The sequence below is a fragment of the Streptomyces griseiscabiei genome, assembly GCF_020010925.1.
Taxonomy (GTDB): Bacteria; Actinomycetota; Actinomycetes; order Streptomycetales; family Streptomycetaceae; genus Streptomyces; species Streptomyces griseiscabiei.
The window spans coordinates 2,492,658-2,510,630 of the sequence record NZ_JAGJBZ010000002.1; the positions used below are offsets into that span (position 1 = coordinate 2,492,658).

18 protein-coding genes and 2 pseudogenes are annotated in these 17,973 nt (G+C 69.8%); 13 read left to right on the forward strand and 7 right to left on the reverse strand.

Going from position 1 to position 17,973, the window contains the following annotated elements:
• The first annotated feature begins 28 nt into the window (after window positions 1-28).
• Genes J8M51_RS28155 through J8M51_RS28165 form a run of 3 tightly spaced genes read left to right on the forward strand, consistent with a single transcriptional unit; the run spans window position 29 to window position 3,659 of the window.
• The gene (locus J8M51_RS28155) at window positions 29-1,375 is read left to right on the forward strand and encodes a flavin-containing monooxygenase (protein WP_179202995.1); all 1,347 of its coding nucleotides are present in this window, start codon (window positions 29-31) and stop codon (window positions 1,373-1,375) included.
• Window positions 1,372-2,250 (forward strand): SDR family NAD(P)-dependent oxidoreductase, encoded by an 879-nt coding sequence (locus J8M51_RS28160; protein ID WP_086754706.1) that lies wholly within the window; start codon window positions 1,372-1,374, stop codon window positions 2,248-2,250. The genes J8M51_RS28155 and J8M51_RS28160 overlap by 4 nt, the downstream gene beginning before the upstream one ends.
• On the forward strand, window positions 2,247-3,659 hold the full coding sequence (locus J8M51_RS28165) for an aldehyde dehydrogenase family protein (RefSeq protein WP_086754707.1): 1,413 nt from the start codon (window positions 2,247-2,249) through the stop codon (window positions 3,657-3,659). Before J8M51_RS28160 ends, J8M51_RS28165 begins: the two co-directional genes overlap by 4 nt.
• 20 nt (window positions 3,660-3,679) lie before the next feature.
• On the opposite strand, the gene J8M51_RS28170 is transcribed toward J8M51_RS28165, so the two are convergent.
• Window positions 3,680-4,756, reverse strand: coding sequence for an AraC family transcriptional regulator (locus J8M51_RS28170; RefSeq protein ID WP_086754713.1), 1,077 nt, complete (start codon window positions 4,754-4,756; stop codon window positions 3,680-3,682).
• 172 nt (window positions 4,757-4,928) lie between these two features.
• Here J8M51_RS28170 and J8M51_RS28175 point away from each other — a divergent pair, with 172 nt between their 5' ends.
• Complete coding sequence (locus J8M51_RS28175; protein WP_179202996.1) at window positions 4,929-5,198, forward strand: hypothetical protein; 270 nt, start codon at window positions 4,929-4,931, stop codon at window positions 5,196-5,198.
• Between the two features lie 53 nt (window positions 5,199-5,251).
• Here the strand turns inward: J8M51_RS28175 and J8M51_RS28180 are convergent, their stop codons facing one another.
• Entirely contained in the window at window positions 5,252-5,605 is a 354-nt protein-coding gene (locus J8M51_RS28180) for a NucA/NucB deoxyribonuclease domain-containing protein (RefSeq protein WP_086754708.1), read from the reverse strand.
• Window positions 5,606-5,936: 331 nt separating this feature from the next.
• Here J8M51_RS28180 and J8M51_RS28185 point away from each other — a divergent pair, with 331 nt between their 5' ends.
• Together J8M51_RS28185 and J8M51_RS28190 are read left to right on the forward strand one after the other, a co-directional pair.
• On the forward strand, window positions 5,937-6,095 hold the full coding sequence (locus J8M51_RS28185; protein ID WP_267299553.1) for a hypothetical protein: 159 nt from the start codon (window positions 5,937-5,939) through the stop codon (window positions 6,093-6,095).
• Window positions 6,096-6,257, forward strand: a pseudogene (locus J8M51_RS28190) (pirin family protein); the annotation flags it as partial.
• A 323-nt stretch (window positions 6,258-6,580) separates the two neighbouring features.
• Here J8M51_RS28190 and J8M51_RS28195 read toward each other — a convergent pair.
• Window positions 6,581-7,147: a DUF4232 domain-containing protein gene (locus J8M51_RS28195; RefSeq protein ID WP_267299554.1), complete on the reverse strand. Its 567-nt coding sequence runs from the start codon at window positions 7,145-7,147 to the stop codon at window positions 6,581-6,583.
• Window positions 7,148-7,324: 177 nt separating this feature from the next.
• Here J8M51_RS28195 and J8M51_RS46480 point away from each other — a divergent pair.
• Window positions 7,325-7,722, forward strand: a pseudogene (locus J8M51_RS46480) (transposase); the annotation flags it as partial.
• Window positions 7,723-7,875: 153 nt separating this feature from the next.
• The gene (locus J8M51_RS28205) at window positions 7,876-8,877 is read left to right on the forward strand and encodes a hypothetical protein (protein ID WP_317852992.1); all 1,002 of its coding nucleotides are present in this window, start codon (window positions 7,876-7,878) and stop codon (window positions 8,875-8,877) included.
• Between the two features lie 306 nt (window positions 8,878-9,183).
• On the opposite strand, the gene J8M51_RS28210 is transcribed toward J8M51_RS28205, so the two are convergent.
• Entirely contained in the window at window positions 9,184-9,702 is a 519-nt protein-coding gene (locus tag J8M51_RS28210; protein WP_086757893.1) for a HEAT repeat domain-containing protein, read from the reverse strand.
• A gap of 404 nt (window positions 9,703-10,106) precedes the next feature.
• On the opposite strand from J8M51_RS28210, the gene J8M51_RS28215 reads away from it, so the two are divergent.
• Complete coding sequence (locus J8M51_RS28215; RefSeq protein WP_086757894.1) at window positions 10,107-11,042, forward strand: nuclear transport factor 2 family protein; 936 nt, start codon at window positions 10,107-10,109, stop codon at window positions 11,040-11,042.
• A 720-nt stretch (window positions 11,043-11,762) separates the two neighbouring features.
• Here the strand turns inward: J8M51_RS28215 and J8M51_RS28220 are convergent.
• Window positions 11,763-12,329, reverse strand: a complete 567-nt coding sequence (locus tag J8M51_RS28220; protein ID WP_086757896.1) for a VOC family protein — start codon at window positions 12,327-12,329, stop codon at window positions 11,763-11,765.
• Window positions 12,330-12,553: 224 nt separating this feature from the next.
• On the opposite strand from J8M51_RS28220, the gene J8M51_RS28225 reads away from it, so the two are divergent.
• The 4 genes from J8M51_RS28225 to J8M51_RS28240 all read left to right on the forward strand — a co-directional run bounded on the left by J8M51_RS28225 (window position 12,554) and on the right by J8M51_RS28240 (window position 16,464).
• Window positions 12,554-13,363, forward strand: a complete 810-nt coding sequence (locus J8M51_RS28225) for an IclR family transcriptional regulator domain-containing protein (RefSeq protein WP_086757898.1) — start codon at window positions 12,554-12,556, stop codon at window positions 13,361-13,363.
• Window positions 13,364-13,725: 362 nt separating this feature from the next.
• Entirely contained in the window at window positions 13,726-14,937 is a 1,212-nt protein-coding gene (locus J8M51_RS28230; RefSeq protein WP_179203203.1) for a CaiB/BaiF CoA transferase family protein, read from the forward strand.
• Complete coding sequence (locus tag J8M51_RS28235) at window positions 14,930-15,745, forward strand: citryl-CoA lyase (protein ID WP_086757901.1); 816 nt, start codon at window positions 14,930-14,932, stop codon at window positions 15,743-15,745. The genes J8M51_RS28230 and J8M51_RS28235 overlap by 8 nt, the downstream gene beginning before the upstream one ends.
• Window positions 15,742-16,464, forward strand: a complete 723-nt coding sequence (locus J8M51_RS28240; protein ID WP_086757903.1) for an alpha/beta fold hydrolase — start codon at window positions 15,742-15,744, stop codon at window positions 16,462-16,464. The genes J8M51_RS28235 and J8M51_RS28240 overlap by 4 nt, the downstream gene beginning before the upstream one ends.
• Window positions 16,465-16,867: 403 nt before the next feature.
• Here J8M51_RS28240 and J8M51_RS28245 read toward each other — a convergent pair whose 3' ends face one another.
• A complete protein-coding gene (locus J8M51_RS28245) occupies window positions 16,868-17,167 on the reverse strand; it encodes a hypothetical protein (RefSeq protein WP_179203204.1) in 300 nt (99 codons plus the stop codon).
• 230 nt (window positions 17,168-17,397) lie between these two features.
• A complete protein-coding gene (locus J8M51_RS28250) occupies window positions 17,398-17,688 on the reverse strand; it encodes a hypothetical protein (protein WP_086757904.1) in 291 nt (96 codons plus the stop codon).
• Window positions 17,689-17,973: the final 285 nt, after the last annotated feature.

The window sequence follows — 17,973 nt, forward strand, 5'->3', positions numbered from 1 at the left end:
GAAGCGGGAGGAACGAGGAGGCAGGCTCGTGAAGGAAAACCAGTTTGATACGTGTGTGATCGGGGCGGGACCCGCCGGACTGGCGGTCGCGCGGGCTCTGGCGGAGCGGAATCTGCCGTACACACATCTTGAGCGGCACACCGGGCCCGGCGGTATCTGGGACATCGACAATCCCGGCAGCCCGATGTACGAGTCGGCCCATTTCATCTCCAGCAGGACCCTGTCGGGGTTCGGCGGATTCCCGATGCCCGAGGACTTCGCGGACTATCCGCCGCACCGGCAGATCCTGTCGTACCTGCGGTCCTTCGCCGATGCCTACGGCCTGACGGACCGGATCGAGTTCGGAGTCGAGGTCGCCGACGTCGAGAAGAACGTGGACGGCACCTGGACGGTCACCCGGGCCGACGGGCGGGCAAGCGTGCACGGACAGATCGTCGTGTGCACGGGCTCGCAGTGGCACCCCAACATCCCCGAACTTCCGGGGGAGTTCAGCGGGGAGGTCCGGCACACCGTCGGCTATCGCAGCGCGGAGGAGCTGCGGGGCAAGCGGGTTCTGGTCGTGGGGGCGGGGAACTCCGGGTGCGACATCGCGTGCGACGCTGCCCGGACGGCGGACCACGCGGTGATCAGCATGCGGCGCGGGTACTGGTTCATCCCCAAGCACCTGTTCGGCCGACCGGTGGACACCATCGCCAGCAGCGGGCCGCATCTGCCGATGTGGCTGGCGCAGCGCGTCTTCGGTGCCGTACTGCGGATCATCAACGGCGATCCGACGCGGCTGGGGCTGCCGAAGCCGGACCACAAGCTGTTCGAGACCCACCCGGCCATCAACTCGATGCTGATCCACCACCTCCAGCACGGCGACATCACCGCCAGGCCCGGGATCGCCCGCGCCGAGGGCAGGACCGTGCATTTCACCGACGGCACGAGCGACGACTTCGATCTCATCCTGCTGGCCACGGGCTACGTCCACAAAGTGCCGATAGCGCAGCAGTACTTCGGCGACGAGCAGCATCCCGACCTCTACCTGTCGTCGTTCTCACGCGAGCACCAGGGCCTGTTCGGCATCGGCTTCATCGAGACCAACTCCGGCGCGTACCAGCTCTTCGACACCCAGGCGCAGTTGATCGCCGGCTACCTCCACGATGCGCGGCACCGGCAGCCGAACGCCGAGCGGTTCACCCAGAGGATCCGTGCCGACCGACCGGACCTGACCGGCGGGCTGAAGTTCGTCGAGTCGCCCCGCCACACCGGTTACGTCGACAGCGGGGCCTTCGTGAAGTACCTGGGCAAGGTCGCTCGCGAGATGGGCTGGCGGACCGAGGGCCGGCCGCCGCAGGTACGGTCCCCGCGACGCGCGGAGGCCACGGTATGAGCAGGTTCGACTTCACCGACAAGGTCATGCTGGTGACCGGCGGCGCGGGCGGTATCGGCAGTTCGCTGTGCCACCGCTTCGCCTCCGGCGGCGCCCGCTGCGTCGTCGTCGACATCGACCAGGCCCGGGCCGAGAAGGTCGCCGCCGACCTGCCCGGTGCCGGGCACACGGGCATCGGCTGCGATCTGATGGACCGCGCCCAGATGGAGCGCCTCTTCGACCTGGTCGCCGATACTTACGGCCGTCTCGACGTGCTCGTCAACAACGTCGGCATGACCAGCGCGGAACGCTTCGACGTGCGGAGCGTCGAGAGCATCGAACGGGAGATCACTCTCAACCTGACGTCCCCGCTGATTGCCACCAGGATCGCCATTCCGCTTCTCATGGCTTCCCGGGACGCCCGAGTGGTCACCACCGTCTCCCTCGGCGGGATCTTCCCCCTGGGCGAGACCCCGATCTACACGGCTTCCAAGTTCGGGCTGCGCGGCGCGATGCTCGCAATCGGCCTCGACCTGCGGAGCAAGGGAATCCTGGCCGGCTCGGTGCTGCCGTCGGCGACCGACACCCGGATGCTGCGTCAGGAGGCCGTGGACGGCGGCAACTCCATGCAGTTCCAGGACCGGCCCCAGCGGCCCGCCGACGTCGTCGCGGCCGTGGTGAGCCTGCTGGACAAGCCCCGCCTGGAGGCCTACCCCCGGACCGGTGAGTCCCGTCTGGTGCGGTTCGCGATGCTCGCACCGAACCTGCTGCCCAGGATCTTCCCGCTGTTCCGCAAGCGCGGTGATCGCGGCATGGCCAGCTATCTGGAAGAACTACGCCGCCGTGGACTGGCCCGCCAGACCGACGGCCGCTGGGAGCTGGTGGAGGAAGCATGAGCACGCACCGGACGCTGCGTGTCGTCAACCCCGCCACCGGGGAGCCGATCAGCACCCTGCCCGCCGCGAGTGCCGACGACATCGCCAAGGCCGCCGAGCGGGCCCGGCAGGTCTTCACCGCCGGAGTATGGTCGCGGCTGTCGGTCCGGGAGCGCGCCGCGGTGCTGCTGCGGCTGGCCGACCTGATGGAACGCGACGCCGAGATCTTCGCCCGGCTGGACAGCGAGGACGCGGGCAAGCCGATCACGGAGTGCCGTACGGGCGACGTGCCGGGCGCGATCGAGTCGATCCGCTGGTTCGCCGAGGCGGCCGACAAGGTCTTCGGCCGGATCGCGCCGAGCGGGCCCCGCGGGCTGGGCCTCATGAGCCGCGAGCCGGTCGGCGTGGTCGCGGCGATCCTGCCGTGGAACTACCCGCTGGCCATGACCGCGTGGAAGGTCGGACCCGCCCTGGCCGCGGGCAACTGTCTGCTGATCAAGCCGGCCGAGGCAACCCCGCGTTCGGCCCTGCGCCTGGCCACGCTCGCCGCCGAGGCCGGCCTGCCCGACGGGGTGCTCACCGTCCTGCCCGGGTACGGTTCCGAAGCCGGGGCGGCCCTCGCCCTTGACCCCCTCGTGGGGGCGCTCTCCTTCACCGGGTCCACGGCGACCGGCCGCCGCATCCTCACGGCAGCCGCAGAGAGCAACTTCAAGCGCGTCTCACTGGAGATGGGCGGCAAAAGCCCTCAGGTGCTGATGGCCGACGCGCTCGCCTACGGGGACGAGCTGATCGACAACATGATCGAGGCCGCGTTCCTGACGACGGGGCAGAACTGCACGGCCGGCTCCCGCGTCCTGGTCCACCGCAGTATCGCCGAGGAGGTCCTGGAGCGGTTCACGGCCGCGGCCAGGGAACTCGTCATCGGTGACCCGTCCGACTCGCGCACGCAGGTGGGGCCGCTCATCGACCGTGCCGCCTTCGACCGGGTCGCGGGAGCCGTGGAGGCCGCCCGGGCCGGCGGGGCCAAGGTCCACACCGGGGGACTGCCCCACGGTCTGCCTCCGCAGGGCGCCTACTACCCGCCCACCGTGATCAGCCGCGCCCCCGACGGCAGCGACGTTCTCACCAAGGAGTTGTTCGGGCCCGTCGTCACCGTCCAGACCTTCACCACAGAAGACGAGGCGGTGCGGATGGCCAACACCACCGAGTACGGGCTCGCCGCCTCGGTCTGGACCCGCGACCTCGACACCGCGCTGCGGCTTGCACGCGGCATCGAGGCCGGAGTGATCTCCGTGAACGCCTACAGCGAGGGCGACATCACCACGCCCTTCGGCGGCTGGAAGCAGTCCGGATTCGGCGGCGTGGAGAAGTCCACCAACGCCTTCGACCAGTGGACCCGGGAGAAGACGGTCTGGATCCGCACACACTGACCTCGGACCCGGTCCCTGTCCTAGGAGCGATCCCTACGCATCTGCTCCCGCAGGTGGACCGGAGAGGTACCGTGCCAGCGGCGTACCGCGCGGCGCAGCGCGCGCTCGTCGGAGAATCCCGCCCGCCGGGCGATGTCACGCAGGGTCAGTTCCGGCCGGAGCAAAAGCTGTTCGACGCGTTCCCGGCGTACTCCCTCGACGAGAGCCTCGTACGTCGTGCCGCAGTCGGCCAGTCGGCGGCGCAGCGTCCGTTCGCTCGTCGAGTGCCGCCGTGCCTGTTCAGCGAAGGAGGGGATCACCGGCAGGTTCTGCGCGACGGAGATCTCCATCACCTCCAGCAGATCCTGCTGGTCGCGGCGGGAAGCCATCTGCGCGTCGAGCATCTCCAGTGTCGACGCGTATGCCACCGGATCCCGGCCGGGCATCAGGGTGCAGGCCCACGTGGCGTCGATGAGCATCCGGTTCGTGGGGGCGCCGAATCGGACCGGACAGCGGAACAGGGCTTCGTACAAGTCGAGTTGGCGAGGTGGCGGAAAGGAGAACTCCAGTGCCCGTGGCGCGAATGCCGGGTCGACGGCCAGCCGCGACAGGGTGACCACGGAGGCGAACGCCTCCTCGCCCAGGAAGGACGCCACGGCCGGGTCCATGGCCGGATCGGGGAGGTCGGCACGCAGCACGAAGGCCTTGTCCTCCTCCTCGCTCGTAGCAGCCGACCACACGACCATCGCCCCGGACAGGTTCTGGTACTTCACTCCCGTCTCGATGGCGTGTCGCAGCGTGTCATCGGCCATCAGGGCGAAGCCGAGCAGCCCCCACGCGGTCAGGTGCTGTGCCGCTCCGACCCTCAGCCCCAGGCGCTCATCCCGGGTGAGCTCGAGAGCACGCCGGATCACCGCGCTGCCTTGCCGGTACGACACCCTCAGCGCGGCGGAACGCATGACCGTCTCGTCCAGCCCGACCTGTTCCAGCAGGGGCCGCAGATCGATGCCGCGCTCGTCGGCGACCGTGACGAGACAGCGCAGGATGTTCGGCTGGATCGTCGCCGATGTGCTGCGGCTGGTCCCCGGGGGGTTCGTCGGGTCGGGGGCAAGGGACATCGCACTCACCTTCTCCTCGACCACCACTGTAGGCAGTCGGGCACCACCGGTCGCGGGCCTGGCCTCCCAAGTCCCCTGTACGGCCCCTGGCGTCCGTGCGCCCGCCTTCCACGCCTGACTACGGTTCATCACCAGCGGCGGGCACACCCACACCGCCGCCGTCACTGTCGAGGTGTGGGACGGGCCTGCTCCGCAGGAGGATCCGGCCGGCTGGGACGAACAGGCGGAAGACGGCTTCGAATCCACCAGCGGCGAGGTCGCCGTGTGGTCCATGCACACCGGCCGCAGTGACGACGTCGTGGTCCTGGCCGGTGGGGGTGGCCCGTGGCGGGTGCGGGTCAGCTGCGCGGGCCGGGCTGCGGCCGCGGCTCTGTCCGAGGGCGAGGGCACCGGGCACGGTGTCGAGTGCTATCTCGTGCAGTTCTGGCCCGCGCCGTCCTGAACAGCCGGTAGCGGCGGGCCGGTGTCCGGCCCGCCGCTACGCCTGCGTCCGGTTCAGCCGGTGATCTTCACGATGAAGGCGTCGTCCAGTCCGTCGATGATGCGGTTCTTGGCGTAGAAGCTCTTCAGGATGCTGCCGCCCGCCTGGTTGTCGTCCTTCGCGATCGGCTTCGCGGAGAATTTGAGCTTCGTCACCTCGGGGGCGTAGTAGTTCTCCGCGGCCCGCTCGTAGGTGCTCGCGAAGGGGTACTCGTCGCACTCCTTCTTCCCGCCGTCGGTGTAGTTGGCGCCCCGGTACCGCTTGCACTGCTTGACCGCCGCCGCCCGGTTCTTGTCGATGCGTGCGGCGCTCACCGTCCGGTGCAGCGGATCCTTGGCCGTCTGTCCGGGCACGTTCTTCGCCGACATGTACGGCTTGGTGTCCCCGGGAACGAGGAACGCCTGCCGGATGTGCTGGGCCTCGGTGCGTTCATCGGCTCCTGCCTTGGCGCTCAGGGTGAGGGTGGGTTACGTAGCTGAACGTGGCGGCGCCCTTCCTGGCCGGGTTGCTGCCGCCGGTGGAGTTGGCCAGGCACGAGGCGCTCTCCCAGCGCGGCGCGAGCATGAACAGCTGCCGCCCATCGCCCCGCTCAGCGTCCACCCCGCCGGCGGGGTGTAGCTGACGGCCGGCTCGTAGACGGCGAAGAGCAGGTCGGTGGGGGGTTTCTTGCCCTGCCCCGGTTGGGCGTTCACCGTCTCCTTGAACGTCCGCAGTGCCTTCAGCTCCGCGAACGTCTTCGTGGTCGGCTTGTCGCCGCCCCGGGTGTGGCGTACTCCGGCCGGCCAGCTCTGCGGGATGTTGCCCTTCGTCGTGATCGGCATCGTGGCTGCGCCGGTCGTGACGAACTCGGTGAAGTAGTACTGGAACTGGATCGGGCGGTCCCAGGCCGAGATCGAACAGGCCCGTCAGGACTGGATGGAAGGAACCCGCTTCGGAGAGGTGAAGGGGTACGACGGCGCTCCGCTGCCCGCTCCCGAGCCACCGCCGGTGCCATTGAAGCCGCGCGGGCGCGCCCGCTGAACTGCAACAATGCCGGCAGTGCCCTTGGTGCACGGCCACCGAGTTCGCACGGTTCAGGCCCTTCTCGACCAGCCGGTCCGGACGGGAAGGCCGCCGCTCCTCGCCGCGCCGACGTTCCGCGACCCGCTGATCTCGACCGTTCGCCATCGGGCTTCGGCGGACGCGAGTTTGCGCCATCGGAGTTTGACCACCGCTGGTCAGCGACTCAGGGCGCCTTCGGTGCACTGAGTCGCTGACCATCACTTCTGCGCAGTCCCTCGTCAACGTTCAGGTCAGAGCCTTGCGATGGTCATGCAGGCTGCGCAATGTGTGGGGACGGGGGGTCAGGAAGGCTTGACCGCCGAGACCGGGGTGGCGGTCACCTTGTTGTCGCACTCGGCCCAGATGCCCTCGTTCAGGGCGACCTGGTGCTTCCCGGAGCGCGGCAGCCCGATGACCATCGTCGGAAACGCCGACGGCTTCTTGCCCGACACGCAGTAGCCGTCGCCCTCCCCCTGGACCTGAACGAACGTCAGCTTCACCCACGCCTTGCCGCGCGGCCGGACCGTCACGGTGGCCGCCTTGCCGGTGGGGGTGACCTTGAGCGGGGTGCTGCGGGAGGGGGAGCCGTTGCCGGCGCCCGCGACCGTCGGATGGCCCTTCAGGACGCACGTCTTCTTGGAGACGTTGGTGAACTGCACGACCGCCGCCCCGGTCCCGGTCCCGACGGGCGGGTGGGCGGCCTGCCGGGCGCTGACCTGGAGGGCGGAGGCCGCGCAGGCGGGCGGCGGGGTGGAGGCGGTGCTCGCCGCCATGGCGGTGCCGGGCAGGACGCCGGTCACCGCCGCCGCGACGGCCGTGGCCGCCGTCGTCGCCAGAGCCGCCCTGCGAATGCCGTTGCTGTGTCGCATGCTGTCGTCCCCCTGAGTCGTCTCGTCCGCGGGTTTCGGTCGTCGGTTGTCGCCCCGCGGTACGTGTGTTCTTGGTACGTGAGTGCAGATAGGGCGGGAGAGCGGCTGGGTTCCGTGGGGCGATGGCTGTGACGGAACGGTGACGACAGGCCGCACCCGTGCAAATCCTGACTGAGCCAGTCGATGACGCCGCCGCGTGCCGGGACCTGGGGGCGAGTCGGTCATACGCCCGTGGTCCGGGTTCGCGGACGGGGCTCCGGACGGGCGTCTATGGCGGGCATGGCCTGCTACAGACCCGGCGAGCACTCCCCACCGATCTACCGGATCCGTGAGTACCGGGGCCGCAAGGATGAACCGAAGGGCTTCGGCTGGCGGGACTTCCGTGACGGATCGTCCGTGCCCGCATCCAGCTCGGCGGTCCGATTGTGCTGGTCTGGGGCAACGTTCGTCTTCACCTCACGGTGCCCTTGCGGGAGTTCATCGAGGCGAACACCGGCTGGCTCACCGTGTTCCAGCTGCCTACATACGCTCCGGATCTGAACCCGGGGGAGGGCATCTGGTCGCCGGTCAAGCGCTCAGCGGCCGGCTTCCTGAGGATGCGACCGGGACGTCGAGGCCCCTCTGCCTATCGGTGGGGGCGTTCAGCGTGGTCCGAAAATCCCTTGCTCCCTGGTCCGCCCGCTTGGTGGGATGCAGGGGCTTCGACGGTGGGAGGGGACACCTTGGCGGTGTTCGGGTGCGCGGGCTGCGGTGAGGTCCTGACGGCGGCGGTGTCGCAGGTGGCGTTGCCGATTCACCTGGCCGACACCCACTGGGAGACGCTGCACCCGCCGCTGCTGGAGGCCGGGTCCTACGCCGTCGACCTCGCGCCGTACGGGCCGCCGTGGCAGCAGTGGGACGAGGTCGGGACACGCGAGGCGGCGGAGCGGGGGCGCTTCGCGCCGTTCGGCGCGCTGTCCAACGGACCGTCGGACACCGTCCTGCTCGCGCCCGGCGATATTCGCGGCACACGTCTGATCCCTGAGCGGGCCGGGGGCTACTGCATGGGGATCGACGGGAGGGACGGGCCGAACCTCGCCTGCCTGGGCTGCGATCTGCCGGTCGGAACGAGGATGGACGACTGCGGGTGCTGGCAGGTCGTCCGGCTCGTCCCGCAGTCAGCAGTGCGATTGCCCGGACCGCCGGAGCGCCCAGTGATGGACTGGGCGGAGCTGCTGGCCACCGGCGCGCTGTGGCACCGGCTGAGCGAGTACCGGGACATCCCGGCGGGCGTGGCTCTCGCCCAGGTGGTGGTGGCCGCAGGGGGCGCCCCGGTCGAGGTGGCGCCGGGGCCGGTCGCTGAGCTCCTCGGCCGGGCACTCGGCACGCTGCTGCCCGCCGGCGAAGGTGCGAAGCGGCTGGACCTGGCGGGACCGGGGTTCGGCGAACCGACCGCTGACCTGGTGCTGGTGCCGGTCCATCCGCAGACCGGAGCCATGTGGCAGCCGCGCGCCGGGGCGGTGCCGGTACCGATGGATGCCGCGCTCTGGGCCGAGCTGGCCTTCCCACCGCACCGGACCCGGCTGCCAGTGGTCGGCGGGCTGCCCGCAGGCGTGGAGCGGGACGACCCGCTGCCGCCGCACGCGTGGTACCCGTTCCAGCCGTCCGGGAAGGCGTTCCGGTACACGCTCGCGCGGATGCCCGCCGTCAGGGAACCGTGGCTGCGGGCGATCTACGAGCGAGGATGCTGACCCGTCAGAGGCGTCGGGTTCGACGTAGACGGCGTAGCCATGGACCGAGTCGCAGCGGGACCAGGACGGGCCGCATATGACTGACCGACATCACACATTCAACGTCAGTACTAGCGACGCGCCGATCTCCACCGGGGCCTGCTCGAGCCGGTCTGCAGCCTCATATGTCCTTGCCGCCTGCGGAGCTCTGGCTCTGCACACGAGTAGGTGAGGTGCTGGAAATCCTGGCGAGATTGATCTTGGTGGGAACGACTGGCCGAGGAAGACGGGGTCGGGCGTTCCGGACGAACGGCTACAGCTGCGCGGTCAGAGCTCGCCGCGGCGTGCGAGCTGCTTCACCGCGTTCTCACGGATGATCTCGTTCTCGTCGTCGCGCAACCCCTCAAGGGCTTCCCGGGCCTCCGGGCCGGGAATGCCGCCGAGCGCCCAGATCGCCTTCACCGCGAGCGCCCGGCAGTCGTCGAAGTCCAGGCGCTCGGGAACCCAGCGAGTCGCCAGGACCAGCGTCGGCACCGTCCTGGGCGCGCGGAGCCTGCCCAGCATGGACACGATGTCCTCGTGCTCCCTGTGCCATTCGGCAGGGAACATCTCGATCAACGGTTCCATGAACTCCCCGACCGGGGCGTCGGCGGCGGCATGGAGGAGCAGCGCCATCTCGACGTCGTCGGCGTCCCGGCGCTCCATGGCGTCCCGGAGCAGCCTCAGCGCCAGGGCCCCACCGTCGGACTCGCCGAAGTGGGCGAGCACCTCGTCGAGCGTGCGCGTCCGACCCACACCTGGCACGAACGCCAGGCCCATGATCAGATCCTGCTCCTCAGGGGTCATCGCCTGACCACCTCTCATGTGTTGAACGCCCCAGGTCTTGGGCGGACCCTAGCAAGATCATTCTCGGCGGGTGCCTCCCGAACGTGAACATCGGCCCGGCCGCCGACAGGGCGCCTTCTGAGCTCATCGACAGAACGACTTCCGTTCTCGCGATCGAATCCATGGCTGAGGGGCGGCAGGTCGCCGTCGCCGTCGTGTCGCTACCGGCTTCGGTCTGAGTGAGCCATGCCTGAAAGACGTGGTGTGCCCGGCTGCAGGCAGTTTTCGGGAGGACTGTCGGTCCCTTGCGGCTAACTATTGGGTAGCGCTAACCTCAGGTTAGCCAGGCTTGAAGTTTCAAGTAAGTCCTGTGTGCTTGTTTCTGTGACCTGGCATCCCCCACAAGATTCGGAGAACAGAGCACCGTGACCACCACTGTTCCTCTACGCGGGACCCTGGTCGCCGCATGTGCGGCCGTGGCTCTCGTCGTCACCGCTGCGCCCGCTGTTTCAGCGGCCCCTTCCGTCGCCGTCGGCCGGACCGGCGCCGTCGGCCATGGCGACAGCTCTCACCTGGGCTATCAGAAGTCCGTCGTCGCACGGGTCCTCAAGGGGGTGTTCGAGGAAGGTGACGCGGAGGTCGTCGACCGTTACGTCCGCCAGGACTACATCCAGCACAACCCCCTCGCACCGGACGGTACCGAAGCGCTGAAGAACCTCGGTACGGCCATAAGCCAGCAGTTCCCCGACGCCGAGTACGACATCAAGCGCATCATCTCCGAGGGCAACCTTGTAGTGGCGCACTCCAACGTGATCCTGACGCCGGGCACGCGAGGCACGGCGGTCGTGGACATCTTCCGTTTCCAGGGCAAGAGGATCGCCGAGCACTGGGACGTCGGGCAGGAGGTCCCGGAGACCTCGGTCAACGGCAACGACATGTTCTCGACCGAGAGCCGGCCGCAGACCGGGAATCCGGGTCCGCGCCGGCGTACCGCCGCCAACAAGGCGTTGGTCACCAAGGCCTTCGACCGACTGCTGGTCAACAAGGACCTTTCCGCGCTCGACCGGTACTTCGGTCCCGAGTACCACCAGCACAACCCGAACGTCCCCAATGGTGTGCGGGGTGCCAAGGAGGGGCTCGGCGGGTACTTCGGCGCTTTCCCGCAACTGACGGTCTCCCCGAAGCGCGTCATCGCCGAAGGCGATCTGGTGGCCGTGCACAGCCACTACGTCAACGTGCCCGGTGACCGTGGTCAGGCGATCGTCGACCTCTTCCGCGTCCGGAACGGGAAGATCGTCGAGCACTGGGACGTGTCCCAGAACGTGCCGGAGACATCGGCGAACGACAACACCATGTTCTGACCGGCCGCGGTCCCGTGGACCGCTGCTGTGCCGCTGCCCACGGCATGGTCCCGGCGCCCCCTGCGAGAGCGGGGTGTCGGGACCTTTGTCGTCGCCGGGCGGTGGGCGCGGTCAGCCGGCATGGCGCGGTCCACGTCGCATTCAGCCCTGCCTGGCGCGGTACCTCCACCGGATCGGGTCGGTGAACGCGCACTGCGAGGCGGACGCGGTGACCACCGTGAGGGGCACGCGGGCGAGATTCGGCAGCCTCCGTGCCGGCTCGGTCTGGACGATTCGGACCGGCGCGCCGTCCGCGGCAGGCTCATCCCTGGAGAGGGACAGTTCCTCGGGAGAGGCTGCAGGCGGACTGTACGGCGGCGGAGCCGACCAAGGTCCGGCACAAGGTCCGGTCGAAGCTCGGCTGCGACCCGGCCGGCGGGCCCACCCGCGGAGTGCGTGGTCGGATCGCCGGTCCGATCCTGTCGAGCGGCTGCGCCGGACGCTCCCCGTCCAGTGCCTGCGCGCGGCGGCAGTGTCGGCCGCCATCGGACCACTGCGCCGTCGCGCGGGCCGACGATCACGATGTTGTCAGTCGCCGCTGAGAGAGATTGCGACGTGCCCGCCGGGATCGCTGGTCCTGCGGGCCGGGCCGCATACCTGGGCATGCGGCCCGGGGAGAGTTGGCCGGGGCCCGTGGACGCGCGGGCGCCGAGAGTTGCTCGGGGCGGATGGTGAAGTCGCTCAGCGGTAGGTGTTGTTCGTGGTGTGCTCGCCGGCGAGCCAGGAGGCGAGGTCGGCGTGGGCGGTACGGCGTCGTTCGGCGTCGCTCGCCTCGATACCGGGCGCGTCCAGGGTGAACTCCAGGAGCAGCCCGTTGGGGTCGCTGGTGTAGAGGGAGCGGCAGTATCCGTGCTCCAGGACGTAGGTCTCGTCGGGCCGCCAGCCGGCCTTCTCCAGGCGTTCGGCGATCGTGTCCTGCACCGCCTCGGTGACCTTGAGCGCGATGTGCTGGAACGGCGAGTGCGGCATCTGCGGACCGAACTGCTTCTGGTCCTCGGGGTCGGCGAACTGGAAGAAGGCGAGGGCGCTGCCGTCGCCGAGACCGTAGAAGGTGTGGCAGTAGGTGCGTATCGCCCCGAAGAGTTCGTCGGACTCCTTCCAGGTGGCGACGAGGGGGAGGCCGATGAGGTCCTCGTAGAAGGCTCGGGTCGCCTCCTGATCGCGGGTGACATAGGCGTTGTGGTGCAGGCGTGACGGCAGGGCCGCGGTGTCGGAAGCGACTGAGGGTGCGGGGGAAGCCTGGGTCATCGTCGACTCTCCTTTTGAGTTCTTGACCCGCCCCGGCGGGTCTTCGTCGGACATGTGTCCGCCAGGCGGGCGCTGTTCGCTACCTTCATGCGGTCCGCCCCTGGCGTCAAGAGTGCTGAGGGGTTGATTTGCCGGATGTGGCATTGCCTGCGGGCACTGGTCGGCATACGGACAGACGGCAGTAGCCTGGTACGCCAAGTCGAGCGACATGTGAGGGGCTGAATATGCCGCGTACCGGTACCGGGCCGGACTTCATCGAGGCGTTGGCCCGGGGGCTCGACGTGATCGCCGCCTTCGCGCCGCAGCGGCCGGTGATGTCGCTGGCGGAGATGGCGGCGGCGACCGGTCTGGCCCGGCCGACGGTGAGGCGGATTCTGCTGACCCTCGAAGAGCTCGGGTATGTGCGCGTCTCGGACAAGGGCTTCACGCTCACGCCGAGGGTGCTCGATCTGGGCGTGGCCTGTGTCGGTTCGCTGGGGCTGTGGGACGTGGCCCGTCCGCACATGGAGCGGCTGGTGGAGCGGACGCGTGAGTCCTGCTCGATCGCACAGCTCGACGGCAGTGACATCGTGTACGTCGCACGCGTCGCTGTTCCGAAGATCGTGACGCTCTCGGTGCAGATCGGCACCCGTTTCCCGGCGCTCCAGACCTCCTTGGGCAAGGTGCTGCTGGCGGCCTTGGAGCCGGAGGAGTTGGAGAAGGTGCTGAGGGAACCGACCCGGTCCGGGCTCACTCCGCTGTGGCGGCCCGGCCCGGAGGAGCGCGATGAGGTCTTGCGCGAGGTTCGGGCCCGCGGCTGGGCGCTGGCCGACGAGGACCTGGCGCTGGGCATTCGCTCGGTCGCGGTCCCTCTGCGCGACGGGGCGGGGCGGGTGATCGCGGCCATCAACGTCAACGCCCACGCCGCCGAGACCTCGGTGAGCAAGCTGCGCGAGGAGCACCTGCCCCTTGTGCTGCAGGCGGCGGGCGACATCAGCTGTGACTTCGCCAAACTCGCGGCTCTCCCGCAGTCGGTAGCCGGCTCCCGGCCCTGACGCACTCCGCGCAGCGGCCTGCCGGGCGCGGTCCGGTGTTCTCGGGCGGCCGTGTCGGTGCGCCGCCCGTTCCGTGTGGGGCCCGTTCCGTGCGGCGTCGTGGGTGTTCCCCCCGTGATGGCGCGACTCGTATAACTGGCCGGCGTCGCTCATCTCCCCTCGGGGATCGCGTCGACCGTCGTGGCCTTGGCCTTTCCGGCGGCGTCTCGGGCGTCTCGGGCGTCGCGGGCGTCTGATCCCGCGCCCCGGACGGGTTGCTTTCGACCATCGAATTACCCCTGGACCCTCGCGGCTCCAGGCTTCGGCATGCCACAATCCGAACTGGCGGACATTCGTCCGCTGTGCGGTCGGAGGGATGCTTCATGGAAATGCCCACAGAGGTGGCAGCACCGAGCCGGGGCGTCGGACCGCTGTCCGGGCTGGTGGTCGCCGACTTCTCCCGGGTGCTGGCGGGCCCGTACGCGACGATGCTGCTGGCGGACCTCGGGGCCCAGGTGGTCAAGGTCGAGTCTCCCGCCGGTGACGAGACCCGGACGTGGATGCCGCCGACCCGCGGTGAGACGTCCACCTACTACCTGGGGGTCAACCGCAACAAGCGCTCCATCGCCCTGGACCTGCGGGCGGAGGAGGATGCCGCGGCGGCGCGCGAGCTGGCGCACCGGGCGGATGTCGTGATCGAGAACTTCAAGCCGGGCGCGCTCGCCAAGTACGGGCTGGACTACTTCAGCGTCGTGGCCGACAACCCCGGGGTGATCTACGCCTCGATCAGCGGATTCGGGCCCGGAGCGGGCCGTCGGGTACCCGGCTACGACCTGATGGTGCAGGCGATCTCCGGACTGATGAGCCTCACCGGCGACCCGGAGGGCGAGCCCTTCCGGGCCGGCATCTCGGTCTTCGACGTGATGGCCGGCAACCACGCGGCCATCGGCATCCTCGCCGCGCTGCGACACCGTGACGCGACCGGCGAGGGCCAGCACGTCGAGGTCAACCTGCTGTCCTCCGCGCTCTCCGGCCTGGTCAATCACAGCTCCGCCTATGTGGCAGGCGGCACCGTCCCCTACCGGATGGGCAACGCCCATCCGAGCGTCTTCCCCTACGAGCCGTTCCCCACCGCCGACCGTGACCTGATCGTCGCCGCCGCCAACGACGGCCAGTTCCGACGTTTGTGCGAGGTCCTCGGCATACCCGGCACGGCCGACGACCCGCGGTTCGCGCACAACAAGGACCGCACCGCCCGCCGCGCGGAACTGCGACCGCTGCTGGTGGAGCGGCTGGCCACCCGGGGCGCGACCGATTGGTTCGACGCCCTGGTCGCCGCAGGGGTCCCGGCCGCCCCCATCAACACCATCGACGGAGGCTTCGCCATGGCCGAGCGTTTCGGGCTCGACCCGGTCGTCGAGGTCGGCGAGGGCGACCGGGCCGTCCCCATGACCCGTCACCCGATCACGTTCTCCGGGACACCGGCCCGCTACGAGCTGCCTCCCCCGGAACTGGACGAGCACGGGCCCGAAATCCGGAAGTGGCTGGAGATGCCGCGAACCACGCGTCCGGCCGAGGAGAGCACCCGTGTCTGACCGGCCTGCGCGGTACCCGACGGCCCTGGGAGCCTCCAGCCCCACCACGATCACCCTGCTCGGCACGGACCTCGCCCGCGATGTGATGGGTGAGGTGGGGTTCGGCGAGTTGGCCTACTGGCTCGCCACTCAGCGCCGCCCCACCCCCGGCCAGGTGCGGGTCTTCGAAGCCGTCCTCGCCGCGCTGGCCGACCACGGGTTCACCCCGACCGCGATCGTCACCCGGCTCACCTACCTGTCGGCGCCCGACTCGGTGCAGGGTGCGCTCGCGGCAGGGCTGTTGGGCGGAGGCTCTCGTTTTCTCGGGGTCACCGAGGACACCGGGACGTTTCTGCACGAGGTCGTCGAGCACCATCGAGGCCGACTTCCAAAGGACGAGGCGGGCTGGGACGTCCTCGCCCTGGAGACCGTACGCGCGCGGCGGGCGGCCGGGCTGTTCGTGCCCGGCCTCGGTCATCACGTCCACAAAAAGGGCGATCCGCGTACTCCCCGGCTGATGGAGATCGCTGCCGAGGAGAAGCAGTTCGGACCCCACCTGTCGCTGTTCGCCGCGATCGGCCGGACCCACGCTCAACTTCTCGGCAAGACCCTTCCGCTGAACGGCGCCGGTGTGTGCGGAGCCGCCCTGGCCGACCTCGACCTGCCCGTCCCGCTGCTGCGTGGCTTCGCACTCCTGGCCCGTACCGCTGGATTGATCGGCCAACTCGCCGAAGAGATGAGGCATCCGGTCGCCAACGACATCTTCCTCTCCGTCGACCTCGACCACCGGTCCGTAGACCCTGACCCGCACCCGGGGAATCTGCCGTGAGCCGGTCGCCGACGACCGGGCCCGTCGTCCTGCTCGTCCACGGTGCCCACCACGGCGCCTGGTGCTGGGAGGAGGTGACGGCTCGGCTGGGCGCGGCCGGGGTACGCAGTCATGCCATCGACCTCCCGTTCACCTCCTTCTCCGACGACACCGAGGCGGTCCGAGCCGCTGTGCGCGAGGCGACCGCGCACGGTCCCGTGATGGTGGTCGCGCACAGCTATGGTGGCCTGCCGGTCTCGGCCGGCGGACATCTGGCGGCCCGCCTGGTCTACGTTGCCGCGCGGATGCCGCTGTCGGGGGAGTCCCCGGCACAATTGACGCCCGCCTGGAACGACCCGGCCTTCCACCGCTCGGTGCGGATGGCTCCCGACGGAACGGTCACGCTCCTGCCGTCCGCCCGCGAGGCGCTCTACTCCGCCACGCCTTCCCGGCACGCCGAGCACGCTGCCACCCTCTGGCGGCCGATGCGCAGTCGGGTGCCGGACCTGGCTCTGGACGACCCGGCCTGGCTGACCGTCCCCAGCGCCTATGTCGTCTGTGCCGCGGACAGGACGGTACGACCTCAAGCACAGCGGGCCTGCGCCGCACGCGCCGCCACCCGGACGGAACTCGACTGCGATCACTCGCCGTTCTACTCCGCCCCCGGGCAACTGGCCCAGTTCCTGGGCGCTCAGGCCGGCCTCGTCGTACACGACGGCGAGATGCACGGCACCGTGTGAAGGACCCCACGACTGCGAGCGGTGAAAGGGCAGCGACGCCCACGGCAGGCCCGCACGGCAGCCCTGTCGCCGGGCGACGGCCGGGATCGCGCCCGGTTCGCTCGCAGGGTGCCTCGGGTCGGCCCGGTCCGTTCGGCACGTGCGGCGATGGTGGCGGCTTCGTACCCGACCTCGATGAACGGGCGCGCCATGGCTTCCGGGACGGCCTCACGCGTACGGATCGCACGCCCCTGACGCGCCTCGGCCGCCCCCCGGTCGCCGAGGGCTGTGCTGTGGGACGCGGGGCCGGGTACGGGGGACGATCCCGGCTCCGCGTCCCGGGCGGCACGTCAGTGGTTGACGTGGCCGCCGTTCATGGGGCGCCCGCTGTCATCAGGTTCTTCAGGTCCCGGGCGTACTTGGCTTACTTGGCGACGAGGTCGCGCGTGAGGCTCGGGATGTCCCCGTGCCCGGCGAACGCGCCCGCCCCGACGGCGGCGCGGAACCGGTCGGAGGGGATGACGGATCCGGTGACCGGGTCCTCGGGATCCTGGAAGCCGTGCCGGACGGGCAGCGCCGTGTACTGCTGCTGTGCCTCGGGCAGGGCGCGCATCGCCGCCTCCAACCGCAGGTCGGTGTAGTCGGCCGCCCGGAGTTGGGGACCGATCATCCGGCTGGAGAAGTCGTCGGCCGTGACCGGCGCGGCTCCGAGGGGGCCGGTCACGTGGGTCGATCGGTTCGATGCCGACGCCGATCACGCCAGGATGTGGTTGACGGAGCCACGGGCGCTGCCCTGAACCCCCCGTACCGAAAAGGGCCTCTGCACCGCCGTGTGGGTAACGCAGGGCGCCTTCGGTCCTCGACGGTCAGGCCGACTCGTGCGCTGCCTCGTCCGGGGACGGCCAGGGCTGGGGCGGCCGTGGAGGTTTCGTCGATGGCGTCCTGGCGTGCGTCTCAGCCTTCCACGCCCGCGAGGACTGCAGTCGCGGCCTTCTGATAGTCGCTCTCACTGAGGCTGTCGCACTCGGCGGGCATCATGTCCTCGGAGTCCGCGTCGAGTGCGACCTCAAGGGCCTTGGTGCAGGCCTTCAGGTCGTCGGCGTCGGCGGCTGCCTGTGTGGCGGCGGCGGGGGTCGAGGTGCTGCTGGGCTTGTTCGGTTTGCTGGTGCTCTCGGAGCTTCCGCAACCGGTGGTGAAGGCGGCGAGGGCGAGCAGTACGGTGCAGGCGGTTGTTCGAGTGCGCACGGTGCCTCCAAGAACGTTGTGTGGTTGAGGGAATCGTGCACGGCCCGCACGCCCCGACGCGTCTGCCGAGCTTCCGGACCGCCCCCGCCGAACGGCAGAGGACGTCGAGCCGATCGGCCATCACCGCCGGCCTTCACCGATCCCCGCCTCTGCGCGGCGAACGTCGACCGCCTCGCCTTCAACGGCACCGTCATCGAACCGGCACCTTTGCTGACTTTGCAGGACTCAAATAGCTCTGACCTGCGGAAACCCCACATGGGGTAGACGTTGAGGGCGGAGTGGAGG

Coding starts and splice junctions, on each gene's coding strand:
- J8M51_RS28170 (WP_086754713.1), bottom strand. CDS start 4,756: ATGTCCCTTGCCCCCGACCCGACGAACCCCCCGGGGACCAGCCGCAGC.
- J8M51_RS28160 (WP_086754706.1), top strand. CDS start 1,372: ATGAGCAGGTTCGACTTCACCGACAAGGTCATGCTGGTGACCGGCGGC.
- J8M51_RS28220 (WP_086757896.1), bottom strand. CDS start 12,329: ATGACCCAGGCTTCCCCCGCACCCTCAGTCGCTTCCGACACCGCGGCC.
- J8M51_RS28165 (WP_086754707.1), top strand. CDS start 2,247: ATGAGCACGCACCGGACGCTGCGTGTCGTCAACCCCGCCACCGGGGAG.
- J8M51_RS28210 (WP_086757893.1), bottom strand. CDS start 9,702: ATGACCCCTGAGGAGCAGGATCTGATCATGGGCCTGGCGTTCGTGCCA.
- J8M51_RS28180 (WP_086754708.1), bottom strand. CDS start 5,605: ATGTCGGCGAAGAACGTGCCCGGACAGACGGCCAAGGATCCGCTGCAC.
- J8M51_RS28230 (WP_179203203.1), top strand. CDS start 13,726: ATGGAAATGCCCACAGAGGTGGCAGCACCGAGCCGGGGCGTCGGACCG.
- J8M51_RS28195 (WP_267299554.1), bottom strand. CDS start 7,147: ATGCGACACAGCAACGGCATTCGCAGGGCGGCTCTGGCGACGACGGCG.
- J8M51_RS28225 (WP_086757898.1), top strand. CDS start 12,554: ATGCCGCGTACCGGTACCGGGCCGGACTTCATCGAGGCGTTGGCCCGG.